This is a genomic window from Thiohalophilus sp., from assembly GCF_031581315.1.
Classification (GTDB): domain Bacteria; phylum Pseudomonadota; class Gammaproteobacteria; order UBA6429; family Thiohalophilaceae; genus Thiohalophilus.
In genome coordinates this window covers 22,196-41,258 of record NZ_JAVLAZ010000008.1, presented here as the reverse complement: position 1 = coordinate 41,258, position 19,063 = coordinate 22,196, and the positions used below count along the sequence as shown (strand labels likewise).

23 protein-coding genes are annotated in these 19,063 nt (G+C 56.0%); 11 read left to right on the top strand and 12 right to left on the bottom strand.

From position 1 onward, the window contains the following. Positions 1-200: 200 nt before the first annotated feature. The 5 genes from RI563_RS02100 to RI563_RS02080 form a co-directional block, all read right to left on the bottom strand. Positions 201-734: a TlpA disulfide reductase family protein gene (locus RI563_RS02100; RefSeq protein ID WP_310692690.1), complete on the bottom strand. Its 534-nt coding sequence runs from the start codon at positions 732-734 to the stop codon at positions 201-203. Beyond that, the gene (locus RI563_RS02095) at positions 716-1,204 is read right to left on the bottom strand and encodes a hypothetical protein (protein ID WP_310692689.1); all 489 of its coding nucleotides are present in this window, start codon (positions 1,202-1,204) and stop codon (positions 716-718) included. The genes RI563_RS02100 and RI563_RS02095 overlap by 19 nt, the downstream gene beginning before the upstream one ends. 156 nt (positions 1,205-1,360) lie before the next feature. Beyond that, positions 1,361-2,170, bottom strand: coding sequence for an alpha/beta hydrolase (locus RI563_RS02090; RefSeq protein WP_310692688.1), 810 nt, complete (start codon positions 2,168-2,170; stop codon positions 1,361-1,363). 58 nt (positions 2,171-2,228) lie between these two features. Next, complete coding sequence (locus RI563_RS02085; RefSeq protein ID WP_310692687.1) at positions 2,229-2,891, bottom strand: TetR family transcriptional regulator; 663 nt, start codon at positions 2,889-2,891, stop codon at positions 2,229-2,231. 150 nt (positions 2,892-3,041) lie between these two features. Next, entirely contained in the window at positions 3,042-3,245 is a 204-nt protein-coding gene (locus tag RI563_RS02080) for a cold-shock protein (protein WP_310692686.1), read from the bottom strand. Between the two features lie 419 nt (positions 3,246-3,664). On the opposite strand from RI563_RS02080, the gene RI563_RS02075 reads away from it, so the two are divergent. From RI563_RS02075 to RI563_RS02065, 3 genes are read left to right on the top strand one after another with little or no spacing between them, the layout of a single operon-like run. Continuing rightward, positions 3,665-4,927, top strand: coding sequence for a DEAD/DEAH box helicase (locus tag RI563_RS02075; RefSeq protein WP_310692685.1), 1,263 nt, complete (start codon positions 3,665-3,667; stop codon positions 4,925-4,927). A gap of 12 nt (positions 4,928-4,939) precedes the next feature. Beyond that, positions 4,940-5,212 carry an RNA-binding protein gene (locus tag RI563_RS02070; RefSeq protein WP_310692684.1) on the top strand — a complete coding sequence of 91 codons (273 nt, stop codon included), beginning with the start codon at positions 4,940-4,942 and terminating at the stop codon, positions 5,210-5,212. Positions 5,213-5,269: 57 nt separating this feature from the next. Beyond that, entirely contained in the window at positions 5,270-5,527 is a 258-nt protein-coding gene (locus RI563_RS02065; protein ID WP_310692683.1) for a hypothetical protein, read from the top strand. Positions 5,528-5,595: 68 nt separating this feature from the next. On the opposite strand, the gene RI563_RS02060 is transcribed toward RI563_RS02065, so the two are convergent. Further along, positions 5,596-5,802, bottom strand: a complete 207-nt coding sequence (locus RI563_RS02060) for a dodecin (protein ID WP_310692682.1) — start codon at positions 5,800-5,802, stop codon at positions 5,596-5,598. 83 nt (positions 5,803-5,885) lie between these two features. Here RI563_RS02060 and RI563_RS02055 point away from each other — a divergent pair, with 83 nt between their 5' ends. From RI563_RS02055 to RI563_RS02045, 3 genes are all read left to right on the top strand, one after another. Beyond that, the gene (locus RI563_RS02055; RefSeq protein ID WP_310692681.1) at positions 5,886-6,797 is read left to right on the top strand and encodes a carbamate kinase; all 912 of its coding nucleotides are present in this window, start codon (positions 5,886-5,888) and stop codon (positions 6,795-6,797) included. 81 nt (positions 6,798-6,878) lie between these two features. Further along, the gene (locus RI563_RS02050; protein WP_317622842.1) at positions 6,879-7,310 is read left to right on the top strand and encodes a rhodanese-like domain-containing protein; all 432 of its coding nucleotides are present in this window, start codon (positions 6,879-6,881) and stop codon (positions 7,308-7,310) included. A 6-nt stretch (positions 7,311-7,316) separates the two neighbouring features. Continuing rightward, positions 7,317-7,709: a hypothetical protein gene (locus RI563_RS02045; RefSeq protein WP_310692679.1), complete on the top strand. Its 393-nt coding sequence runs from the start codon at positions 7,317-7,319 to the stop codon at positions 7,707-7,709. Positions 7,710-7,733: 24 nt separating this feature from the next. On the opposite strand, the gene RI563_RS02040 is transcribed toward RI563_RS02045, so the two are convergent. Next, positions 7,734-8,381 (bottom strand): 2OG-Fe(II) oxygenase, encoded by a 648-nt coding sequence (locus RI563_RS02040; RefSeq protein WP_310692678.1) that lies wholly within the window; start codon positions 8,379-8,381, stop codon positions 7,734-7,736. A 250-nt stretch (positions 8,382-8,631) separates the two neighbouring features. On the opposite strand from RI563_RS02040, the gene RI563_RS02035 reads away from it, so the two are divergent. After that, positions 8,632-9,399, top strand: a complete 768-nt coding sequence (locus tag RI563_RS02035) for an EAL domain-containing protein (protein WP_310692677.1) — start codon at positions 8,632-8,634, stop codon at positions 9,397-9,399. Positions 9,400-9,587: 188 nt separating this feature from the next. On the opposite strand, the gene RI563_RS02030 is transcribed toward RI563_RS02035, so the two are convergent. Further along, positions 9,588-12,635: an efflux RND transporter permease subunit gene (locus RI563_RS02030; protein WP_310692676.1), complete on the bottom strand. Its 3,048-nt coding sequence runs from the start codon at positions 12,633-12,635 to the stop codon at positions 9,588-9,590. After that, positions 12,632-13,735 carry an efflux RND transporter periplasmic adaptor subunit gene (locus tag RI563_RS02025; RefSeq protein WP_310692675.1) on the bottom strand — a complete coding sequence of 368 codons (1,104 nt, stop codon included), beginning with the start codon at positions 13,733-13,735 and terminating at the stop codon, positions 12,632-12,634. The genes RI563_RS02030 and RI563_RS02025 overlap by 4 nt, the downstream gene beginning before the upstream one ends. A gap of 281 nt (positions 13,736-14,016) precedes the next feature. On the opposite strand from RI563_RS02025, the gene RI563_RS02020 reads away from it, so the two are divergent. Next, entirely contained in the window at positions 14,017-15,534 is a 1,518-nt protein-coding gene (locus tag RI563_RS02020; RefSeq protein WP_310692674.1) for a diguanylate cyclase domain-containing protein, read from the top strand. 74 nt (positions 15,535-15,608) lie between these two features. Here RI563_RS02020 and RI563_RS02015 read toward each other — a convergent pair whose 3' ends face one another. From RI563_RS02015 to RI563_RS02005, 3 genes are all read right to left on the bottom strand, one after another. Next, complete coding sequence (locus tag RI563_RS02015; RefSeq protein ID WP_310692673.1) at positions 15,609-15,866, bottom strand: glutaredoxin family protein; 258 nt, start codon at positions 15,864-15,866, stop codon at positions 15,609-15,611. Between the two features lie 23 nt (positions 15,867-15,889). Next, on the bottom strand, positions 15,890-16,636 hold the full coding sequence (locus RI563_RS02010) for a PP2C family protein-serine/threonine phosphatase (RefSeq protein WP_310692672.1): 747 nt from the start codon (positions 16,634-16,636) through the stop codon (positions 15,890-15,892). A 118-nt stretch (positions 16,637-16,754) separates the two neighbouring features. Beyond that, positions 16,755-17,498, bottom strand: a complete 744-nt coding sequence (locus RI563_RS02005; protein WP_310692671.1) for a protein kinase domain-containing protein — start codon at positions 17,496-17,498, stop codon at positions 16,755-16,757. A 239-nt stretch (positions 17,499-17,737) separates the two neighbouring features. Between RI563_RS02005 and RI563_RS02000 the strand changes: the two genes are divergently transcribed. The 3 genes from RI563_RS02000 to RI563_RS01990 form a co-directional block, all read left to right on the top strand. Beyond that, entirely contained in the window at positions 17,738-17,944 is a 207-nt protein-coding gene (locus RI563_RS02000; protein WP_310692670.1) for a cold-shock protein, read from the top strand. Beyond that, positions 17,944-18,321 carry a hypothetical protein gene (locus RI563_RS01995; protein ID WP_310692669.1) on the top strand — a complete coding sequence of 126 codons (378 nt, stop codon included), beginning with the start codon at positions 17,944-17,946 and terminating at the stop codon, positions 18,319-18,321. The genes RI563_RS02000 and RI563_RS01995 overlap by 1 nt, the downstream gene beginning before the upstream one ends. A 7-nt stretch (positions 18,322-18,328) precedes the next feature. Further along, on the top strand, positions 18,329-19,063 hold a 735-nt coding region (locus tag RI563_RS01990; protein ID WP_310692668.1), incomplete at its 3' end, for a DUF1207 domain-containing protein.

Below are 19,063 nucleotides of genomic sequence, written 5' to 3'. Positions count from 1 at the left end.
GCTGGCGTGATCAGGGACAGCCCCAGCAGCGTGGCAAACAGGGGTTTGATGTTCAGTTTCATGGACACAACTCCTCGTCGCTTTTTTGATGGTGAGTGAATGATTATTGGTGCGTACGTAGTAATACTGTAGACCATCGACAGCCCGAATAGTGCGATCCGATTCGGGTTAATCACCGGTGTGTAATTGTGCCTTTTTGATCAGGGTGCCTCGCTCAGAGAACGGAGAAAAGCCAGGTATTCCGGTTCGTCCCAGGGACGTCCACCAATGGCCTGATACTGCACCTGGCCCCGCGCATCCACCAGGTAGGTGGCGGGCAGGCCGCGCGGCTCCCAGGCCTCGGTCTGTTGACCGTCACGATCCATCAGGGGACGAATCGTCGGGGCGTGGGCGGCAAGAAACTGGAAGACCGTGTCTTCATCCTCGGCGGTGTTGACCAGCGCGATCTTCAGGCCTGCGTCCTGCAGTTTGTTCCACATGCGCTGGATGGCGGGCATCTCCTTGCGACAGGGACCGCACCAGCTGGCCCAGAAGTGAACGAATACCACCGAACCCTGTTGTGCCTCGAGCGAATACGGCTCGCCGTCCAGATCATGCAAGGTCAGTGAGGGTGCCGGGTAAGGATCGAGTTTGATGATCCCTTTGGGCAGGTCGGATTCCGCTGCCGGGCTTGTCACTGTCCATAACAGGACCGACAACAGTACCAGGGCGCGGATCATGGATTGTCGGCACATCGGAGATTCTCCAGTTTGACTTCGATCGGCTCGCCCTCGCGTTGCTCGCCGGTGTCGAACCGGGCGCTGAGGGTGAACGGCTGAGCCTCGCGCGGTAAAATGATGTTACCGCCTTCACGTTCGTCGGGCAGAAAGTCGAGCTGTTCCGGCAGCAGGGTCCAGCGGAAGGTCGACTGGTGGGCCAGCGGTATCCCCATCTTTTGCCAGCGCGCTTTCCAGTGATGGCGATCACGACGAACGAGGGGCCCGTCATTATTCGTAAACTGCCAGTGATTGAGATCCAGCCAGAGGATGTCGCGGCTTTTGTTCTCGATAAACACGGTAATAAAACACTGTTCGCGCAACAGGTCGATCATCGTATCGGAAAAGCCCCGGCCTTCGTAAAAGGCGGCGATCTGTTGCGGTGTGCGGGGGCTGAGATCCACGACCAGTTGATCGGATTCATAATCCGGCTCGGCCTGTATCGACACGGGCACTAAGAGCAATAGCAACAAGACACCGAGCCCGGCCGACCTGCCAGGGTTTCTTTCAAGCCTGCATGAAAGCATCAAGTGTTATCCGCCAGTTGGTAACCGTCCGCCGGACAATAGCACGGTAATGATCACCCGGTACAGACAGGAGCTGTTTCAGTGGCGGGCCAGAAACGCCTGCAATCCGCGTGTGTAGGTGAGGTAATCATTCAGCTGGGCGTCGTTATGGCCGCCGTTCAGAGCCAGCCACTGCCTGGGCGATGGGGCGAGCTGATACAGCTGTCGCCCCTGTTCGTACGGGGCAATCTCATCCTCTCTGGCGTGTACGATCAGCACCGGACAGTTCAGGTTGGTGATGCGCTGGCGGTTATCAAACCGATAACGGCTTAACCAGCGGACCGGCAACCAGCCGTAATGGACCGCGGCCATGTCGGGAATCGAGGTGAAGGCCGATTCGATGATCAGGGCGCGGGGAGTGTGTTGTTCGGCCAGGTATAACGCCACGGCGGCGCCCAGCGAACGGCCGCTGAGAATAATCTGCCCGGGCGCCAGCTGGCGTTCTTCGCGCAGATAGCGCCAGGCCGCCTCGGCATCGGCAAACAGGCCCTGTTCCGAGGGTTTGCCCCCGCTTTGCCCGTAACCGCGGTAATCGATGATCAGCGTCTGGTAGCCAAGCTGGTGGAACAGGCGCAACGTCTGCAGCCGGTGGCTGATATTGCCGGCATTGCCGTGAAAAAACAGGATCGTCCCCTGCGGTTGCGGATGTTCCACCCACCAGCCATGCAGACGCACGCCATCATCGGTCTGCAGATGAACCGCCGCGTACGCCAGATCGACATCCGCCGGCGTGCGCACCAGCTGGCGCGAGGGCAGGTCGGGTAAAAACAAAAGATGAGGTTGATAGAAATAGACCGCGACCACCAGTAACAGATAGCCACCGGCCAGGGCCAGCAGCAATGTGCTCACGCCTCGCCACATGCCGCAGCCGAAGGGGTGTTACGCCGGGCTCGTGAAGCCACCCGATTCAGGTGTCCGGCTGTGCGCTGGGATCGTGGCTGGCCGCGTGTCGGGCCTTACGCCGGCCAAAGCCGGGCAGCCAGGATTGAACCCGCGCCAGGCCTTTTTCGCAGCGATCGACCAGTCCCAGACGCCGGTGCAGGAAGCGGCGGGTCTTGCTCTGGCCGGCGGAACTGTCGCTCATCCAGTACAGGAAGGTCTGCAGATAGAGGCCGGTCAGGCCCACTTCCTCGATAATCCGTTGCAGATGGGTGCTGTCCTGCAGGGCGGCCTCGCGGATCCACTGCACCGTGCGGCTGACGCGTAACAGCCCCTGCAGTTGCAGGTGCACATGCCCCGGTTCCAGTTTGTACAGCAGCATATCGCGGGAGACGGTCTTGTATTCGGCCAGTGTGTCGAGCCAGCGCATGATCAACAGATGCAGCCGCTCATGCAGCGTGAGTTCGCTGTAGCCCGGTGCCTGGGCCGCTTTTAACATGGCCTGATCGGCCCGGTCATACCAGGCTTCGACCAGATCGTCCTTCTGGGAAAAGTGACGATGAATCTCGTGCAGGGGAATGTCCAGTTCCCTGGCCACTTCATGTAAATGGAGTTTTTCCCAGGAGCGCTCATTGGCCAGACGCATGGCGGTGTCAAGAAGACTATCGGCGTCAACAGCTTGTTTTGTCATAGGGGCGACTCCGTGAAAACCTGCATCAAGCATAGCCAACAAAGGGGGAGGCTTTCAAAGGCGGGCAGGCCACATGACCAAACCCCGCCGGCCGGCGGGGTTTGCGACAGACAGTCTGTTCAGTGAATGTGGCGGGATTGACAGGCAGAGTTACTGGGGTACGACGTTGGTTGCCTGTGGGCCTTTGGGACCGTCCTCAACATCAAAACTGACACTTTGGCCTTCGGCCAGGGTCTTAAAGCCGTCACCCTGGATAGACCGAAAATGAACGAAGACATCGCCTTCGCCGTTGTCCTGGGCGATGAAGCCATAGCCCTTGCGATCATTGAACCACTTTACTTTACCTGTAGCCATTACAATTACCCTTCAAAAACGGAATCGGAGTTGACTGCAGGTCATTCAGACGGAACTATTTGGAGGCGTTCTGGGACCGACCAAAATACACCGCTGCCTTCTCTGCAGCTCATTTCAATGTACGACACTTTGTGCGCAAGTGCCACTGTGAGAAGCAGAAATATTCGATTTAGCCGGCAGTGGAGGTGGATTCTGTGGTAAACTATTTATATAGTTTGTCTGACTTCCCTCCGATTTACGATATTTTCGACCCGGCGGGATCAGGATTCGGCGCCACCAGCTGGCGACGCCGATCTCAAACCCGCCGTGGCATGACCTCTTCGGCCATTCCCCGCATACGTAATCTCGATCCTGTCACACTTTTCTATTCTGCCAGGCTCGATTTTTGGCATATATCTTTAATTTATAAGGCGAATTCCATGTCTTTTTCCAATCTCGGCCTCAATGCCGAGCTGTTGTCTGCTATTGCGGATCAGGGCTATAGCGCCCCGACCGACATTCAAACCCGTGCGATTCCGACGATCCTGGCCGGCCACGATATTCTTGCCGGCGCCCAGACCGGTACCGGCAAAACGGCGGCCTTTACCTTGCCCCTGTTGCAACGCCTGAGCGCGGCTAAACCGGCTTCCCGGCATATTCGTGTGCTGATGGTTGCCCCGACCCGCGAACTGGCCCAGCAGGTAGCCGATAGCGTGCGGACCTATGGCCGGCATCTACAGCTGCGCAGCACTGTGGTTTACGGTGGTATGCCTATTGGCAAACAAATCAAACAGTTGAAAGAGGGCGTGGATGTGCTGATCGCCACCCCCGGGCGCCTGCTGGATCTGGTCAACCGCCGCTCCGTGGACCTCTCCCACGTGGAGTCGGTGGTACTTGATGAGGCCGATCGCATGCTGGATATGGGCTTTTTGCCCGCTATCGAGCAGATCTTCAAGCTGATCCCGGCCGAGCGCCAGACCCTGTTACTGTCGGCCACGTTCTCTGACGCGATCAAGAAAATGTCCGCCCGTTTTCTCAATAAGCCGGAATATATCCAGGTGGCCGAAGCCAACAGCGCCTCACTGAACATTGACCAGTCCTTCTACTGGGTGGACAGCCCGCGCAAACGCGAGCTGCTCTCGCATATGATCGACGGCGGTGACTGGCAGCAGCTGCTGGTCTTCACCCGCACCAAGCGCGGCGCGGATCGGCTGGCCAAGCAACTGCAGGCCGATGGCGTGACTGCCACGGCGATTCACGGCGACAAAACCCAGAATGCCCGCACCCGGGCACTGCGTGATTTCAAACATAACAAGGTGACCGCACTGATTGCCACTGATGTGGCGGCACGCGGGCTGGATATCGATCATCTGCCGCTGGTGATTAATTTCGAGTTACCCGATAACCCGGAAGATTATCTGCATCGCATCGGGCGTACCGGTCGCGGTGGTAAAGCGGGTACGGCCATCTCCCTGGTCGGCTCCGATGAGCGCGGACGGGTGTCCTCTATCCAGCGCCTGCTCAAGACCAAGATTCCGGGCAAGACCATGACCGGTTTTGAACCGGCCGGTGGCGTGCGCGAAATCCGCGATGACGCACGCCCGCGCGGTAAACAGCCGATGGGTGCCAAACGGGGTGCTCCGGCACAGCCGAATCGTAACAAGCGTCGTTCCAGCGGCAGGGCGCAGAATCGTCACACCTGAGCGGGAGGGATTATGAAAACCCTATTTGTCACCAATTTAACCCCTGACACGCAGGAAGGCGATGTACAACAGCTGTTTGGCGAGTTTGGTACTGTAAGGGGGGTTAAAGTAGCCATGGATGTGTTCAGCGGCAATTGCCGCGGACATGCCACGGTGGACATGGAAGGCCATGAAGCCCGGGCTGCCATGGCCGGGTTGAACGGACGTGATTACAAGGGAAATTCACTGCGGGTCAGTGAAGAACGTAAACGCTTTAATAAAGGCAAGGGGCGCGGTCGCCGTTAGGCGCTGGTGCCCATCAGGCCGTGATGATGCGGCCTGCGAACCACCGAGGTGAAGCAGATGGATACAATGAATACAGTCGATCTGTCGGCTGGCCGTTATCTGGTCAAGGCCGTGGAGAAAACCGCCGCGCCGGATGGCTGTGACGGTAATAACTGGTATCGTTATGTGCTGGAGCGCAATGGCTCCACGCTGGTTGGACAAAGACGGGGCACATTGAACCAGGTAACCCGTTACGCCGAGGAACTGGCCGATGATGTCAATTCCCGCAGTGGCGGAAAAGGTCCTTCTCAGTGGTCCTCACGGAACAAGAAATAATCCTGCTCTGATATTCCCCTGAGCAGGCAAACAGCCGGCGCGCAGTGCAATACTGCGCGCCTGTCTGTTTAATCCAGTCTGAATCCGACCTTCAGCTTCACCTGATAATGGCCAATCTTACCCTCGACGACATGGCCGCGGGTTTCCACAACTTCAAACCAGTCCAGGTTATGCAGGCTTTTGCCGGCTTTGGCGATCGCATTTTCTATGGCATTGTCACTGCTCTTGCTGGATGAGCCGACCAGTTCGATGATTTTGTAAACATTATCCGACATTGAGATCTCCTGTGATACTTGTCCTGTAAGGAACATAGCAGTAGTGTTGTTAGAATAAAACTAATGATGTAACAGGTTGTACCATGAAATTACTGGTAGCCATCGGCGGCAACGCGCTGGTCAGTCCGGAACATGAAAGCGGCGGGCAGATCGATCAGGCGAAGATCGAGGCCGTGGCCGCGAGTCTGGTCGCGCTGGAGGAAGAACATTCGCTGATCATCACTCACGGTAACGGACCGCAGGTAGGCTGGCTGGCCATGCAGGAGATCGAGGCTAACATGTCGCTGGATTTGCTCGACGCCCAGAGCGAAGGGGTGATCGGCTATCGTCTCGCCCAGGCCATGGATAATTGTCGCCAGCGGGAACGCAGTCTCAGTTTACTGACCCGGGTGGTCGTGGATACCGATGATCCGGCGTTCAGCCACCCCGCCAAACCGGTCGGACCGGTGCTGGACGAGTCCCGCGCACAGCGGCTGGCCAGCCAGCAGGGCTGGCAATTTGCCGAAGTGGCCGGTGGCCGGCGTCGGGTGGTGGCCTCCCCCCAACCGGTCAGAGTCGTGGAAAGTGCCGCGATCAGTCAACTAATGAGCGCGGGTTACAGTGTAATCTGTGCCGGTGGAGGCGGTATTCCGGTCCTGGAACAACAGGGACAGTCCCGGGGTATCAGCGCTGTGATCGACAAGGATTACACCAGTGCCTTGCTGGCCGCTGAATTGAAACTGGACGTCCTGTTATTGTTGACCAATGTCGAAGCGTTGTATGACAACTGGAACCAACCCACTGCCCGGGCAGTGCGCCTTGCCGGTTGCGAGAGTCTGCGGGATCGGGGATTCCAGCAAGGCTCCATGGGTCCGAAGGTGGAAGCCGCCTGTCGTTTTGTTCGCGATGGCGGCGGTTTCGCGGGCATTGGCCGCCTGACCGAGGCACAGGCCATTCTTGAAGAGCGACGCGGAACCCGGATCGTTACCGATAATGTACCTGTAACGTGGTGGTAACGCAGCAAGTCCTCTTCAACTGATCTTTTTGACACAATACGCTAGGCTTGACTCATTACCGCACGCAACAGGTAAAAAATGATGACAGAGTTAACTGTTGAAGAACTGACTCCGCAACTAGCCTGGCAGCTGTTACAGGATGAGCCCAGGACCTTGCTGGTGGACGTGCGATCGCATATGGAGTTTCTGTTTATTGGTCATCCGGTCGGAGCGATCAATATTCCCTGGATCGATGAGCCGGACTGGACAGTGAACCCGAACTTTGTACGTGAATTGCGTCAGTTATTGCTGGGGGGACTGCCGCATGATGAATCCGGCAGTCAGGCAGTGCCGGTGGTGTTGATTTGTCGCAGCGGGCGACGTTCCCGCGAGGCCGGGGAGTTACTTTTGCAGGAAGGATTTTTGCGGGTCTATAACATCAGTGACGGATTTGAGGGCGAGCTGGATGAGCAGCATCATCGGAGTACCCTGGGCGGGTGGCGTTTTGCCGGTCTGCCGTGGGAGCAGTGTTGAGCCGTCATGAACAAAATTGTTGTTTATTCGATTGTTGAGTCACCCGGGCATCCTGATTTCTCCAGGTTTTACCACGAGCGGGGATGGGAAGAGGTGCGCCTGGACTCCATGCGCAAGGCCATCAGTCAGCTGCGCAAGCAGCCACCCGATCTAGTGGTGGCCGAATTTTTCTACGGCTACGGTAACAATTACGCCGGGATTAATATCAGCAACCTCGATGTGTTTTTGCATAGCCTGTTGAAGTATGCGCCCCAGGCCCGGGTTATCGTGATGGTGGAGAAGGCCGAACGCCCCTACGTGGACAAACTGGCCGAACTATTTGAGCTGGCGTCGATTCTGATCCAGCCGGTTAATGAGGCAAAAATGCAGGACGCGCTGGATAAACTGGCGATTAAATGACAGTGCCGTTTTGTCGCTCCGGCATCAGCCTGCCAGCATGTCATCACGTTGTCGGTACCAGCCGGTGATGCTGTAGCGCTCGCGACTGGCGGGGAGCACTTCATGATAGAAGCGCTCGCTTAGAAAGGTGACCAGGCGGCCGGCATAGGGGTAAATATCACGATACTGGTCCGGGTTATCGTTATCCAGATAGAGTCGCAGGGCACCGCCGTCACTGATCTGCCAGTCATGGTTCAGGTACAGGATACAACTGACCCGTCGGGTTCCCATGCCCCGAAACTGATCTTTATGCCGCAGGTAGCGTGTGCCTGGAGGATAAATTGCCATATGACCTTCGAAGCTGAACAGCCCGAGTAACAAATTCCGGTTGAGCTGCATGCGCAGTTTCTCCAGTGCCGACAGATAGACCGCCTGTGAGGGAGAACAGCTCGCCTGATCGAACCATAGCACCTTGTCGTTGCGAATCGCCGGTTGCAGTTCCCAGTTTTCACCCCGTCCCACCCCGGCATGACGAAAACAGCCTTCTTGCCAGGCCTGGCTCATCTCGTTACGCAGTTTCTCAATCTGAAGTGGCGTCAGATAATGATCCGTGACCGCATAGCCATTGCTGGCCAGTTGCGCTGCGATTCGCGATTCAGTGGAGACAAAATTGGTTAAATACTGAAGATTCATGAGGTCTCTGCCAGCATGGTCCGATCGGGATCGCTTCTGGCCGGGGCTGCGAACACAGCGCCGGGCGGGAAACTACGGGAAACCGGACGGGGAAGTCACAAGGGTATAGCGAGGTATTATTGGTCCATAATTCGCAACTGTCTACTATATTTTTATATGATCGTTCTACCCTAAGCCTGAGTGGGAGTATTTCGTGGTCAGTAGCGTTGGTCTGGCTAAATTCACTCCCACCGTTGCCGCTAGATTAGCCATGACTCACACAAAACAACCCCGTTCCTGTGGCCAGTGCGCCAACGGCGAAAGCCTCGGGTTTAAATTCAGCTTTGCCTTTCAGCCGATTGTCGATCTGACGCAGCGCCGGATTGTGTCCTACGAGGCTCTGGTTCGGGGTCCGGAGGGTGAGCCGGCTTCCTGGGTTCTGGATCAGCTGAATGATAGCAATCGTTACCGTTTCGATCAGACCTGTCGGGTGAAGGCCGTCAAGCTGGCCAGTGAGCTGGATCTGAAAGTAAATCTGAATATCAATTTCTTTCCCAACGCAGTGTATCAACCGGAAGTCTGTATCCGAACGACGCTGGAGGCGGCGAAAACCTACAACTTTCCCACGGATCAGATTGTGTTCGAGATCACGGAGGGGGAGAAGGTCGAGGATCATCAGCATTTGATCGATATCGTCAACGAATACCATCGTCTGGGTTTTAGCATGGCGATTGATGACTTTGGGGCCGGGTATTCAGGGCTGAACCTGCTGACCGAATACCAGCCCGATATCATCAAGCTGGATCGCCAGATTATTTCCGATATTCACCAGCAGCCTCCCAAGCAGGCCATTGTCGAAGGTATCGTGCATACTTGCGGCAAGCTGGGTATTGAACTGGTGGCCGAAGGGGTGGAAGAGGTCGAGGAGATCCGCTGGCTGCGGGATACCGGTATCCGTCTGTTCCAGGGTTTCTGGTTTGCCCGTCCGGCCTTTCAGGAACTGGTCATTATCGAGCCGAACAAGTTTGACCAGATCTGAATAAGCGTTCCGAATGTCCGAACATCTGGATTTTAATCGGAGCTGCCGCGCCTGCCAGGACACGCCGTGAATACGTCTTTGTATGCTTGACGACTACAACCCTGCGCCGACGGTCCTGGCAGGCGCGACTGTACCTCTTGCCTGTACGGATGTTCGGAACGTTTATTCAGATCCCGTCACTGCCTGCTTCAGTTCCCCGTGTTATGTGCCGAGTGATCCCTTGCCAGTAGCATATAAACCGCGGGCAGAATAAATAACGTAAACAGGGTACCGATCCCCAGCCCGGCGGCCACGGTCATGCCGATATGACTGCGGCTGACGGCGCCCGGGCCGGTAGCGATCAGCAGGGGCACCATCGCCACGATTAGCGCGATGGAGGTCATGATGATGGGACGCAGCCGGATGGTCGCGGCCTGTTCCACGGCCTGGCGACGGTTCAGGCCTTCTTTGATCTGCAGCTTGTTGGCAAACTCGACGATCAGGATACCGTTTTTGGCGACCACGCCGATCAGGGTAATTAATCCGACCCAGGTATAAATATTCATCGAGGCATTGGCCACACCGAGCATGATGAAGACCAGGGCGCCGGCAGTGGAGACGGGTACGGAGACCAGGATGATTACCGGATCGCGCCAGCTTTCAAACTGGGCGGCCAGTACCAGGTAGATAACCAGCATTGCCAGGAAGAAGGTCAGCATCAGGCTTCCGCCTTCTGCGGCATACTGGCGCGATTCGCCAAGGTAGTCATAACCAAAGCCCTGGGGTAACAATTCGCTGGCCTGGGATTCGAGATAATCCAGGGCCTGGCCCATAGTGATCCCCGGTGCCAGGTTGCCCTGGATCACCAGCGAATTGAGTTGCTGGAACTGGGTGCGGCTCGAGGGCTCGACGGTACGCTTCAGACTGGCAATACTCGACAGAGGCACCTGTTCGCCACTGGCAGTATGCAGGTAATAATCTTTGAGCATCTCGGCATCGAGACGAAACTCCCGTTCCACCTGTGGGATAACCCGGTAGCTACGACCCTCCATGCTAAAGCGGTTGATGTAGCCACCGCCCAGCAAGGTGCCAAGGTTACGGCCGATATCTCGCATGCTGATGCCCAGATCGGCGGCGCGGTCGCGATCGATCTGAACACTGATCGTGGGACGATCCAGCTCGACAGACTTCATCAAAAACAGAAAATTGCCGCTTTGCATGCCCCGGCCGATGATCTGGTTCGCCAGATTCACCATTTCGTCATACCCCCGGTCGGAGGTCAGCACAAACTGAACCGGCAGACCGCGACTGGCACCGGGGATACTGGGGCGCGGGAATACCCCGATCTGATAACCGGCAACCTGGTTCAGTTTTGCGTTAAGTTGCGGTTTGATTTGCATTTGTGAGCGCTCGCGTTGATCCTGCGACGCCATCTTGAAACCACCGAATACCGAGTCCTGGGTGCGACCCAGAATAAAGAAGCTGTCGGTGTATTCGGGGAAGGTTTCGAAGATTTCCTGGATCTGGTTCGAATAGGCCTTGTGATAATCCAGCGTGGCGGTGCGCGGGCCGGTGCCGTTGAAAAACAGGATGCTCTGATCCTCGGTTGGTGCCAGCTCGTGCTTGCTTTCGGTAAACATGAAGATGTTTGAGGCGAAGATGACTGCCCCTACCAGGATAGAGATCCAGACAGTATCCAGTGAGTTGTGCAATAGCCGCTGATAGTGATAGGAGAGCCAGTTAAAGAACTTCTCCACCTGTTGCTCGAATTTGCCCTCATTGCCGTGCGGTTTGAGGACGGCGGCGGATAAGACGGGTGATAGCGTCAGGGCGACAACCCCGGAGATCAATACCGCACCACTGAGCGTAAAGGCAAACTCGGTAAACAGGGTGCCGGTTAATCCCGTCTGAAAACCGATGGGCGCATACACCGCCAGCAAGGTGGTGGTCATGGCGATGATTGGCACCGCCAGTTCACGAGCACCTTTGAGCGCAGCGTCCAGTTTCTTCTCGCCCTCCTCGATGTGGCGATGAATGTTTTCCACCACGATGATGGCATCATCCACCACCAGGCCAATGGCCAGCACCATTGACAGCAGCGTCAGCAGGTTGAGCGAATAGCCCAGCGCCAGCATGACAAAGGCGGCGCCGATCAGTGACAGGGGCACGGCCACCGCCGGAATGATCGCAGCCCGGAACGAGCCCAGCGTCAGGTAAATGACCACCAGCACGATCAGCACGGCCTCGGCGATGGTCTTGTAGACCTCCTTGATGGAGTTCTTGATGAACTGGCTGGCGTCATAGGGAATCTTGACCTGGATCCCTTCGGGTAACTGTTGGCGCAGTTGTGGAATCAGGTTATTGACCCGATCGGCTACATCGATCGGGTTGGCGCCGGGGGCCGGTTCCACGGCGATGAAGGCGGCCGGAATCCCCTTGTACCAGGCGGTCGAGTCATAATTCTCCGCCCCCAGTTCTGTGCGGGCAATGTCCTGTAGCCGCACCAGCACCCTATTGTCGCTGCGTACTACCAGCTTGCGAAAATCCTCGGGTTCGCTGACATCCGTGGTGGCGGTCAGGTTCATGGCCACGTACTTGCCCTTGGTGGAGCCGATACCGGCCAGGTAGTTGTTGGCGCGCAGCACTTCGGCAACCTGTTCAGCGGTGATGCCATGGGCTGCCATGCGATCCGGGTCCAGCCAGATGCGCATGGCGAACTGTTCACCGAACAGGCGCGCCTTGGCGACCCCGGCAAGCGCCTGGATCTGTGGCTGGGTGACGCGTAGCACGTAATCGGTGATATGCGAGCGGGGCAGTGTGTCACTGAAGAAGGCGACATACATCAGGGCTGTGGAATCCCCGGTACTCGAATCGATAACCGGGTCTTCCACTTCGGCCGGCAGCACATTGCGCTTGCTGGCTACCTTGGCCTGGATTTCTGAAACTGCCGCATTAGGATCGTAGTCCAGCTCCATGTAGACTTCGATAGTCGATTGCCCCTGAGCGCTGGTCGAAGTGATGTAGTCGATGCCATTGGCTTCGGCGACGGCCTGTTGCAGGGGGGTAGTAACAAAACCTTTGACCAGCTCTGAACTGGCACCGGGATAGACCGTGGTAATGGTCACTACGGTATTTTTCATTTCCGGGTACTGGCGTACATCCAGCATGCCGAGTGAGCGCAGGCCGATCAGCAGTATCAGCAGACTGACGACCGTCGCGAGTACCGGACGGTGGATAAAAATATCGGTGAACTTCATTCGGTGTCGACCTTATCGTCGTCCAGCTCAACACTGTTGTCGATTTGCACTTTCATTCCATCGCGCAGTTTAACCAGTCCCGCGCGGACAATTTCCTGCCCGACCTCGACGTCACCGATAACAGCTACGCTCCCTTCGCGTACTTCGCCGGTTTCAATTTGCTGACGCTTGACGATGGTTTGACCCTGATCATTTTCATCAATGAGATAGATGAAATCGCCATAGGTGTTGTAACTGACCGCGGTGCGAGGAATCGTGAGCACGGTTTTATCTTCAGGCTCAAGGGTTTTGACCTTGGCAAACATCCCCGGCTGCAGCCGGCCTTTGGGATTTGCCAGCGTGGCGCGCAGTTTGATGGTGCGGGTGCCGACATCCACGCCCGAGTCGATGGCGCTGATTTGTCCGCTGAAAGATTCACCTGGAAAGGCGTCGACCCGTACGTGAATTTCCTGGTCGGTACTCAGGCGTGGAAGATAACGCTCCGGCAGGGTGTAATCCACATAAATCGGGTCCAGTGCCTGCAGCATGACAATGGGCTGGCCCGGTTCCAGGTACTGGCCGAGGTTGACCTGACGAATACCCAGTCGTCCACTGAACGGCGCGCGAATAGCTTTGCGCCGGATGGTGGCTTCCTGTTGCTTGACCCGGGCAGTGGCGGCATCAAAAGACGCGCGGGCTTCGTCATATTCGGATTGCGACATGACCTGGCGCCTGAGCAGGTCTTTGGCGCGGTTGAACTTGATCTCTGCCAGGCGGCGCTCGGCGCGCAGGGCATCCAGCGCGGCCTGATCGACGGCATCATCCAGCTGCAGTAACACGTCACCCTGTTCGATATGGCTGCCGGATTCAAACTGAATCGCGCTGATTTGTCCGGCAACTTCAGTCGTTACCGCAGTGCCATTAATGGCAACCAGGCTGCCGACGGAATTGAGCATCGGGCGCCAGCGCTTTTCACGAACTTCGGCGGAGGCAATGGTGGCCGGTGGCTGAGGTTGGGCCATCATGGCGGCTTGCTGGACATTTTGCCAGTACTTGGTGCCGAAAATGGCGGCCAGAAACAGAACCAGGATCACAACGGCCAGAATTAAACGTTTACGCATAATGATTTTCCAGTGACATCCAGAGGACCGGGCAAGCGCCCAGTATAAAGCCCGACAGAGGCACAATACTAATGGTGCGAGGGCGGGATCGCAATTGTTGACCCAATCGTAACCGCTACACTCTCAGTGGTGGTCGATGCCACACTCTACCCGGAGTTTTGTGTTCCGATCGACGAAAAAGGGCGTTTTTTCAGGGTTTCCCCTGATACCCGATTGGATGGCAACAACGCACAATATTTGACGGGTAGCATGCCCGGCACAACGGCGACTGTAGAAATAGTATGGGAATTACCGATTCAATGAAAGGCAACCCGCGACTTCGGCCAATTACCCGCCTATACCTGTTAATCCTGGTAGTCTGGTTCTTTTTCGTGGCAGTGTTGATCGGCTTTATTATCGACAGCGAGGTCAATAAGTACCGGCAACAGTTTCAACGTAGCGGTGATGCCCTATACGATCAGCTGGGCAGCAAGGTGGAGATCAACGAAGCAGTGATAGAAGGTTTTGCCAGCCTGCTGGCGAGCCGTTCCCGACATGAGTGGGAACAGCTGCGTCATTATGCCCGGCGCATGATCAAGCGTTATCCGCATATTCATACTTTTGAGGTGGCCCGACACGTCAGATTGAATGAATTATCCCATTTCGTGGCCGAGATGCGTCGTAATGTCGAGCCTGATTTCCGCATTGCCGACTTTGATTTCAACGATCGCCGTCAATGGAGGAAGGTGGCACGGGCAGAACATTATTATCCCGTGGTTTTTATGGAGCCGATGCAAACGCATAATCGCGCGATACTGGGCCTGGATCTGGGGTCGGTCGATATGTTTCGTCAGGCCCTGAAACAGTCCTATAAACAGGGAGGGTCGGTTGCCAGCCCGCCTTTCACCCTTCTGGAAGGGCAACAAGGCTTTTTGTTACAGCGCGCGGTTGCCAGAAAGAGTGAAAAAAGACCCCGGCAATATGCCATCCTGGTCATCAAGACCCGGGCATTGCTGTCGGCCATGTTGCTGGAGCGGGAGGAATTGACAGCACGCCTCTCCTATGCCGCCACGGATAAAGATCTGTATTACAAACCGGGCCAGCTGGCGGGAACCTTGGAGAAGTGGCTGCTTCCCCGTCTGCAATACCAGCGGCAAATCGATAATCCTGGTCAGCCGTTCGCTATGACGCTGGAGCAACAATTACGCTTCAGTGATGTAAATCTGGTGCTGATTATCGCGATTCTGGTAGTGGCCATGGTCTCATTCTGGAGTGTGCTGGGTTTCTCCCGACTGCATCACCGTAATGAGATGGCGCGGTTGCATTATGAAAATCGGCTTTATCATCTGGCTAATAACGACTCGCTGACCGGACTGGCCAATCGGAATTTTCTGCTGGAACGGTTACGCCAGGTACTGTCCCGGGCGAAACGCAAGGGGACGCGTTTTGCGTTGGTGTTTATGGACATGAATAATTTCAAGATGGTCAATGATGAGTTTGGTCATGCCGCCGGAGACAGTCTGCTGCGCGATATCGCGATACGATTTAAATCCTGCATGCGTGAGGAAGATACTGTTTGCCGTTATCAGGGGGACGAGTTTGTTGTTCTGCTGGAGGAAATTAACCACAGGGATGAAACAGAACAGATACGGGCCAAGCTGCTGGAGTGCCTGGAGACGCCCTTTATGGTAAATGGAACAGAAATTCGGGTCAGCGTTAGTATCGGGGTTGCGGTATTTCCGGAAGATGGTGAGGATGTCGAAGCCCTGTTACATGTCGCTGACCAGAAGATGTACCGTGAAAAGAAAGGGAACGGTTGAGTCGGGTAGTGACAGAAGAAGCCGCCTGTTAACGGTCTTCGACGCTGGCTGGCGAATGACTGAAATGGGACGAATCACTCCTCCACCAGCTCATCCAGCTGGCCATCCATATGCATTTCGGTCAGTTCGGTGAAGCCGCCGATCCATTTGCCATCAATGGTAATTTGCGGCACCGAGCGGGCATGTTCGGTGACCTCGAGCATTTCCCGGAGTTTGTCCCTGTCCTGATCCACGCGCGCCTCGTCAAAGGGAATTCGCCATTTTGTCAAAAGATTCTTGGTGTTATCGCATACCGGGCAGGTGCCGGTACTGTAAATCGTAAGGCGTGCCATATTAATCAGTTGCCTCCTGGCGATCAGTTAAGTGGACGATAGAGAATAAAACTCAAATCATCCGGGTGACAGGGTTGTTCGGTATCCTTGCCTGCCATGCGCTGGTGAGCGAGTTCCACCAGTCGGGCGGCCGCGCCCGACAAGGACCCCTTGCGGATTATCGCGATGATCTCTTCATAATAGAGATTGTCGAACAGACCATCGCTGGCCAGCAAGAGAGTATCACGGGGTGCCAGGTTGATCAGAGAACCCATGGAGATATTCATATCATCGGCACCCACGACGTTGGAGATCAGGTGGCGCTGGGCGTGAGTGATGGCTTCTTCTTCATTCAGCAGTCCGGCTTCCACGGCATAGCCGACCGGGGAATGGGAAACCGTGAACAGTTTTTGTTTGCCGCGCTGGCCGGTGACCACAATCATCGAGTCGCCCACATGATAGGGACGCAACTGATTATTGCGAATCTCGACCACGGCCAGTGTGGTGGCACTGCCGCTGCCGTGCTCGATGATCTGGTGATTGGCCCGATCAAATCCTTGCAGGATCGTTTCGCGCGGCGTGGCATCGGTACGTTGCAATGACCGGGACAGGGTTTGCACGGCGATCTCCGAGGCGGTGGCGCCAGCCGGTTGGCCGCCCAGACCGTCGGCAACGATCAGTACACAACTGCCGGAATCGAGCTCCACCAGTCCCATGCTGTCCTCGTTGACCGTCTCCTTGTTCGGTGCGCGATGGGTATAGAACACCACCTGCCCGCCGGATAAGGCCATAGTTTGTGGAGTATCGAAATCCTGCTTACTGAAAATCTGTGACGCAGCCAGAGTGGCCTCCTTGGTTATGCCGGGATCGGGATTCAGGTATCCGGGGGTGCGATTGCGCTAACATGGCTCAGCTCCAGCGCATGGTTTCAAGATGCTGACGCAATTCCCCGGCCGTTTTGAATTTTTTCAGGATCAGACTGCGTTTGAGGCCATTGATGATGTACTTGATTTCGGGCGGTTGACGCGCATAGTGTTTCTGGCCGCCGAGAGCTTCATAGAACACGTGGATCATGTCGACCGTATCCATGCGGATATGCTCGCGGGTCGGGGCGCCCAGGTGAAACAGATCCACCAGCTTGAGATCGAAACGCAGCCCGAAGCTCTGCACGATAATATTTTCAGAGTGCAGGTCGCCGTGATATTCCCCCATGGCATGGATGCATTCCATGCCCGAGGCGAGGGCGTGCAGCAGGTGTACGGCTTCAAAGGGCGCGAGACGTTTGCCCGAGTGACGCTGGATAAACTGGCTGAGCAGCTCGCCGTCCACATATTCGGAGATCAGGACGGTGACGGGTTCGCCCTGGACGGTGATGCTGTCCTGGTGACTGTACTGGATGACGATCGGGCAGTGGCGCAGCTTGTGCAGCTTGGTAGCGTAAAAGTGGGTGTTTTTGTCCCGCAAATTGCGTTGCGGAAAGAACAGTTTGGCGGTGCGCTCGATGCCGGTGCTTACTTCCCGGATCAGGTAAACCTCGCCCTCCCAGCCGGCGCCCAGTTGCCGGATCACCTCGTACTTGCGGGCCAGAACCCGGCCGGGCGCCAGGTTGAAGGCATCAATTTTCCTCGGCTTTTTTGTGGGTTTTGCGGCCATGCGTGGGTAAGTCTCTGTTTTTATTTCCTGTTACCGGGTTTATATATTAAGGATTGTTAATAATCCAGCTCTTTGCGGCGTATGGGCAGAAAATTTTTATCAGTATATTTATTCGAGAAATAGTTGGTCTATACTTTAGATCAAGCTTTGTCCGGATGGGGAGGGAAGCGTGCGCAAGGCGGCATTTTCCCGCAAAGCTGATAAAAATAGCAGTAAACAAAAATAGAGGTTGGAGGAAAATGGTGAACGGTACTGTAAAATGGTTTAACAATTCCAAGGGTTACGGATTCATTCAGGCCGAAGAAGGGGGCGAGGACGTCTTCGTTCATTATTCCGCCATCAGCGCGGACGGCTACAAGACACTCAAGGAAGGCCAGACGGTCTCATTTGATGCGGAGCGGGGCCCCAAGGGCCTGCATGCTACCAATGTGGTGCCTGCCTCCTGATGCCGGCCCGACGCGCCGGCACGCAAACACGCGTGGAACTCAATGGCAAGCCGGTTGACGTGCACCTGTCCAGAGCCGCAGAGCAGGCCCTGGCAGCGCGTCAACAGCCTTTGCTGGCGGAAATGGAGCTCTATTTCAGTTGTCTTATTCGTTACAAAGTGCGGTTTCAGGAATCAATGGACAGTAGTGGCATCAGGGTCAATGACAAGTTGCAATTGCGCTTTCGCCCGGTGATGACCGCCCGTTGTGGTAACGACTATGCCGGCGATGAGCCGCCGTTGACCGATTTTCCCATCGAAAAACCGGCGGCCTTTACCCCGCATTGGTTACAGATCGACTATCGTCGGGGACAATGGCAAGGAGAGTTCGGTTACTAGGCCGATTATGTCCCGCCAGCTGTTTTCGCAGTTTGTCTCGCTTGCCCTGCTATCAAGTTGTCTGTTGCCGTATTCTGTCTCGGCAAGAGACGTCTCCCTGTTTCCGGAGCAGCAGTTGTATCCGGTGAACCTGGCCGATCCGCGCCGTATTCAGTTTTCCGCCAAATCGCTCTATTTTGATCAAACCACGATCGATCAAACCGGCGATCACCGCTTTGATCTCAAACTGGGCGGACGGCTCGGGTTGTTGCATTTATCCGATCCCGAAGGCAATAGTGATCTGGGCTGGCTGCTGAGTCTGGATGCCGGCTTTCATGGCCAGTTCGATGTCGATGCCAGTCAGGATAATATTGGCTGGGATGGTATCTATGCCCTGATGCTCTCTTACCGGCCGAGCCGCCAGCTGGCATTTAAAATCGGGGCCTATCATATTTCCAGCCATGTCGGCGATGAATATATGGAGCGGACCGGTCGTGCCCGGATCAATTACACGCGCGAGGAGTTACAGGCGGGGATAAACCTGGCCCTGGATGACCGCTGGCAATGGTATGTTGAAGCCGGCCGTGCCTACGATCGACGCAACACCGGGCTGCAAAAACCCTGGCGGGCACAAACCGGCCTGCAATACCTGCCGGACAATGAGCACGAGATAAGCTGGTATGCCGGGTTGGATATCGGCGCCAGCGAGGAACGTGACTGGCAAAAAGATTTCAGTGTACAGCTGGGCTGGCAGATTCCAACC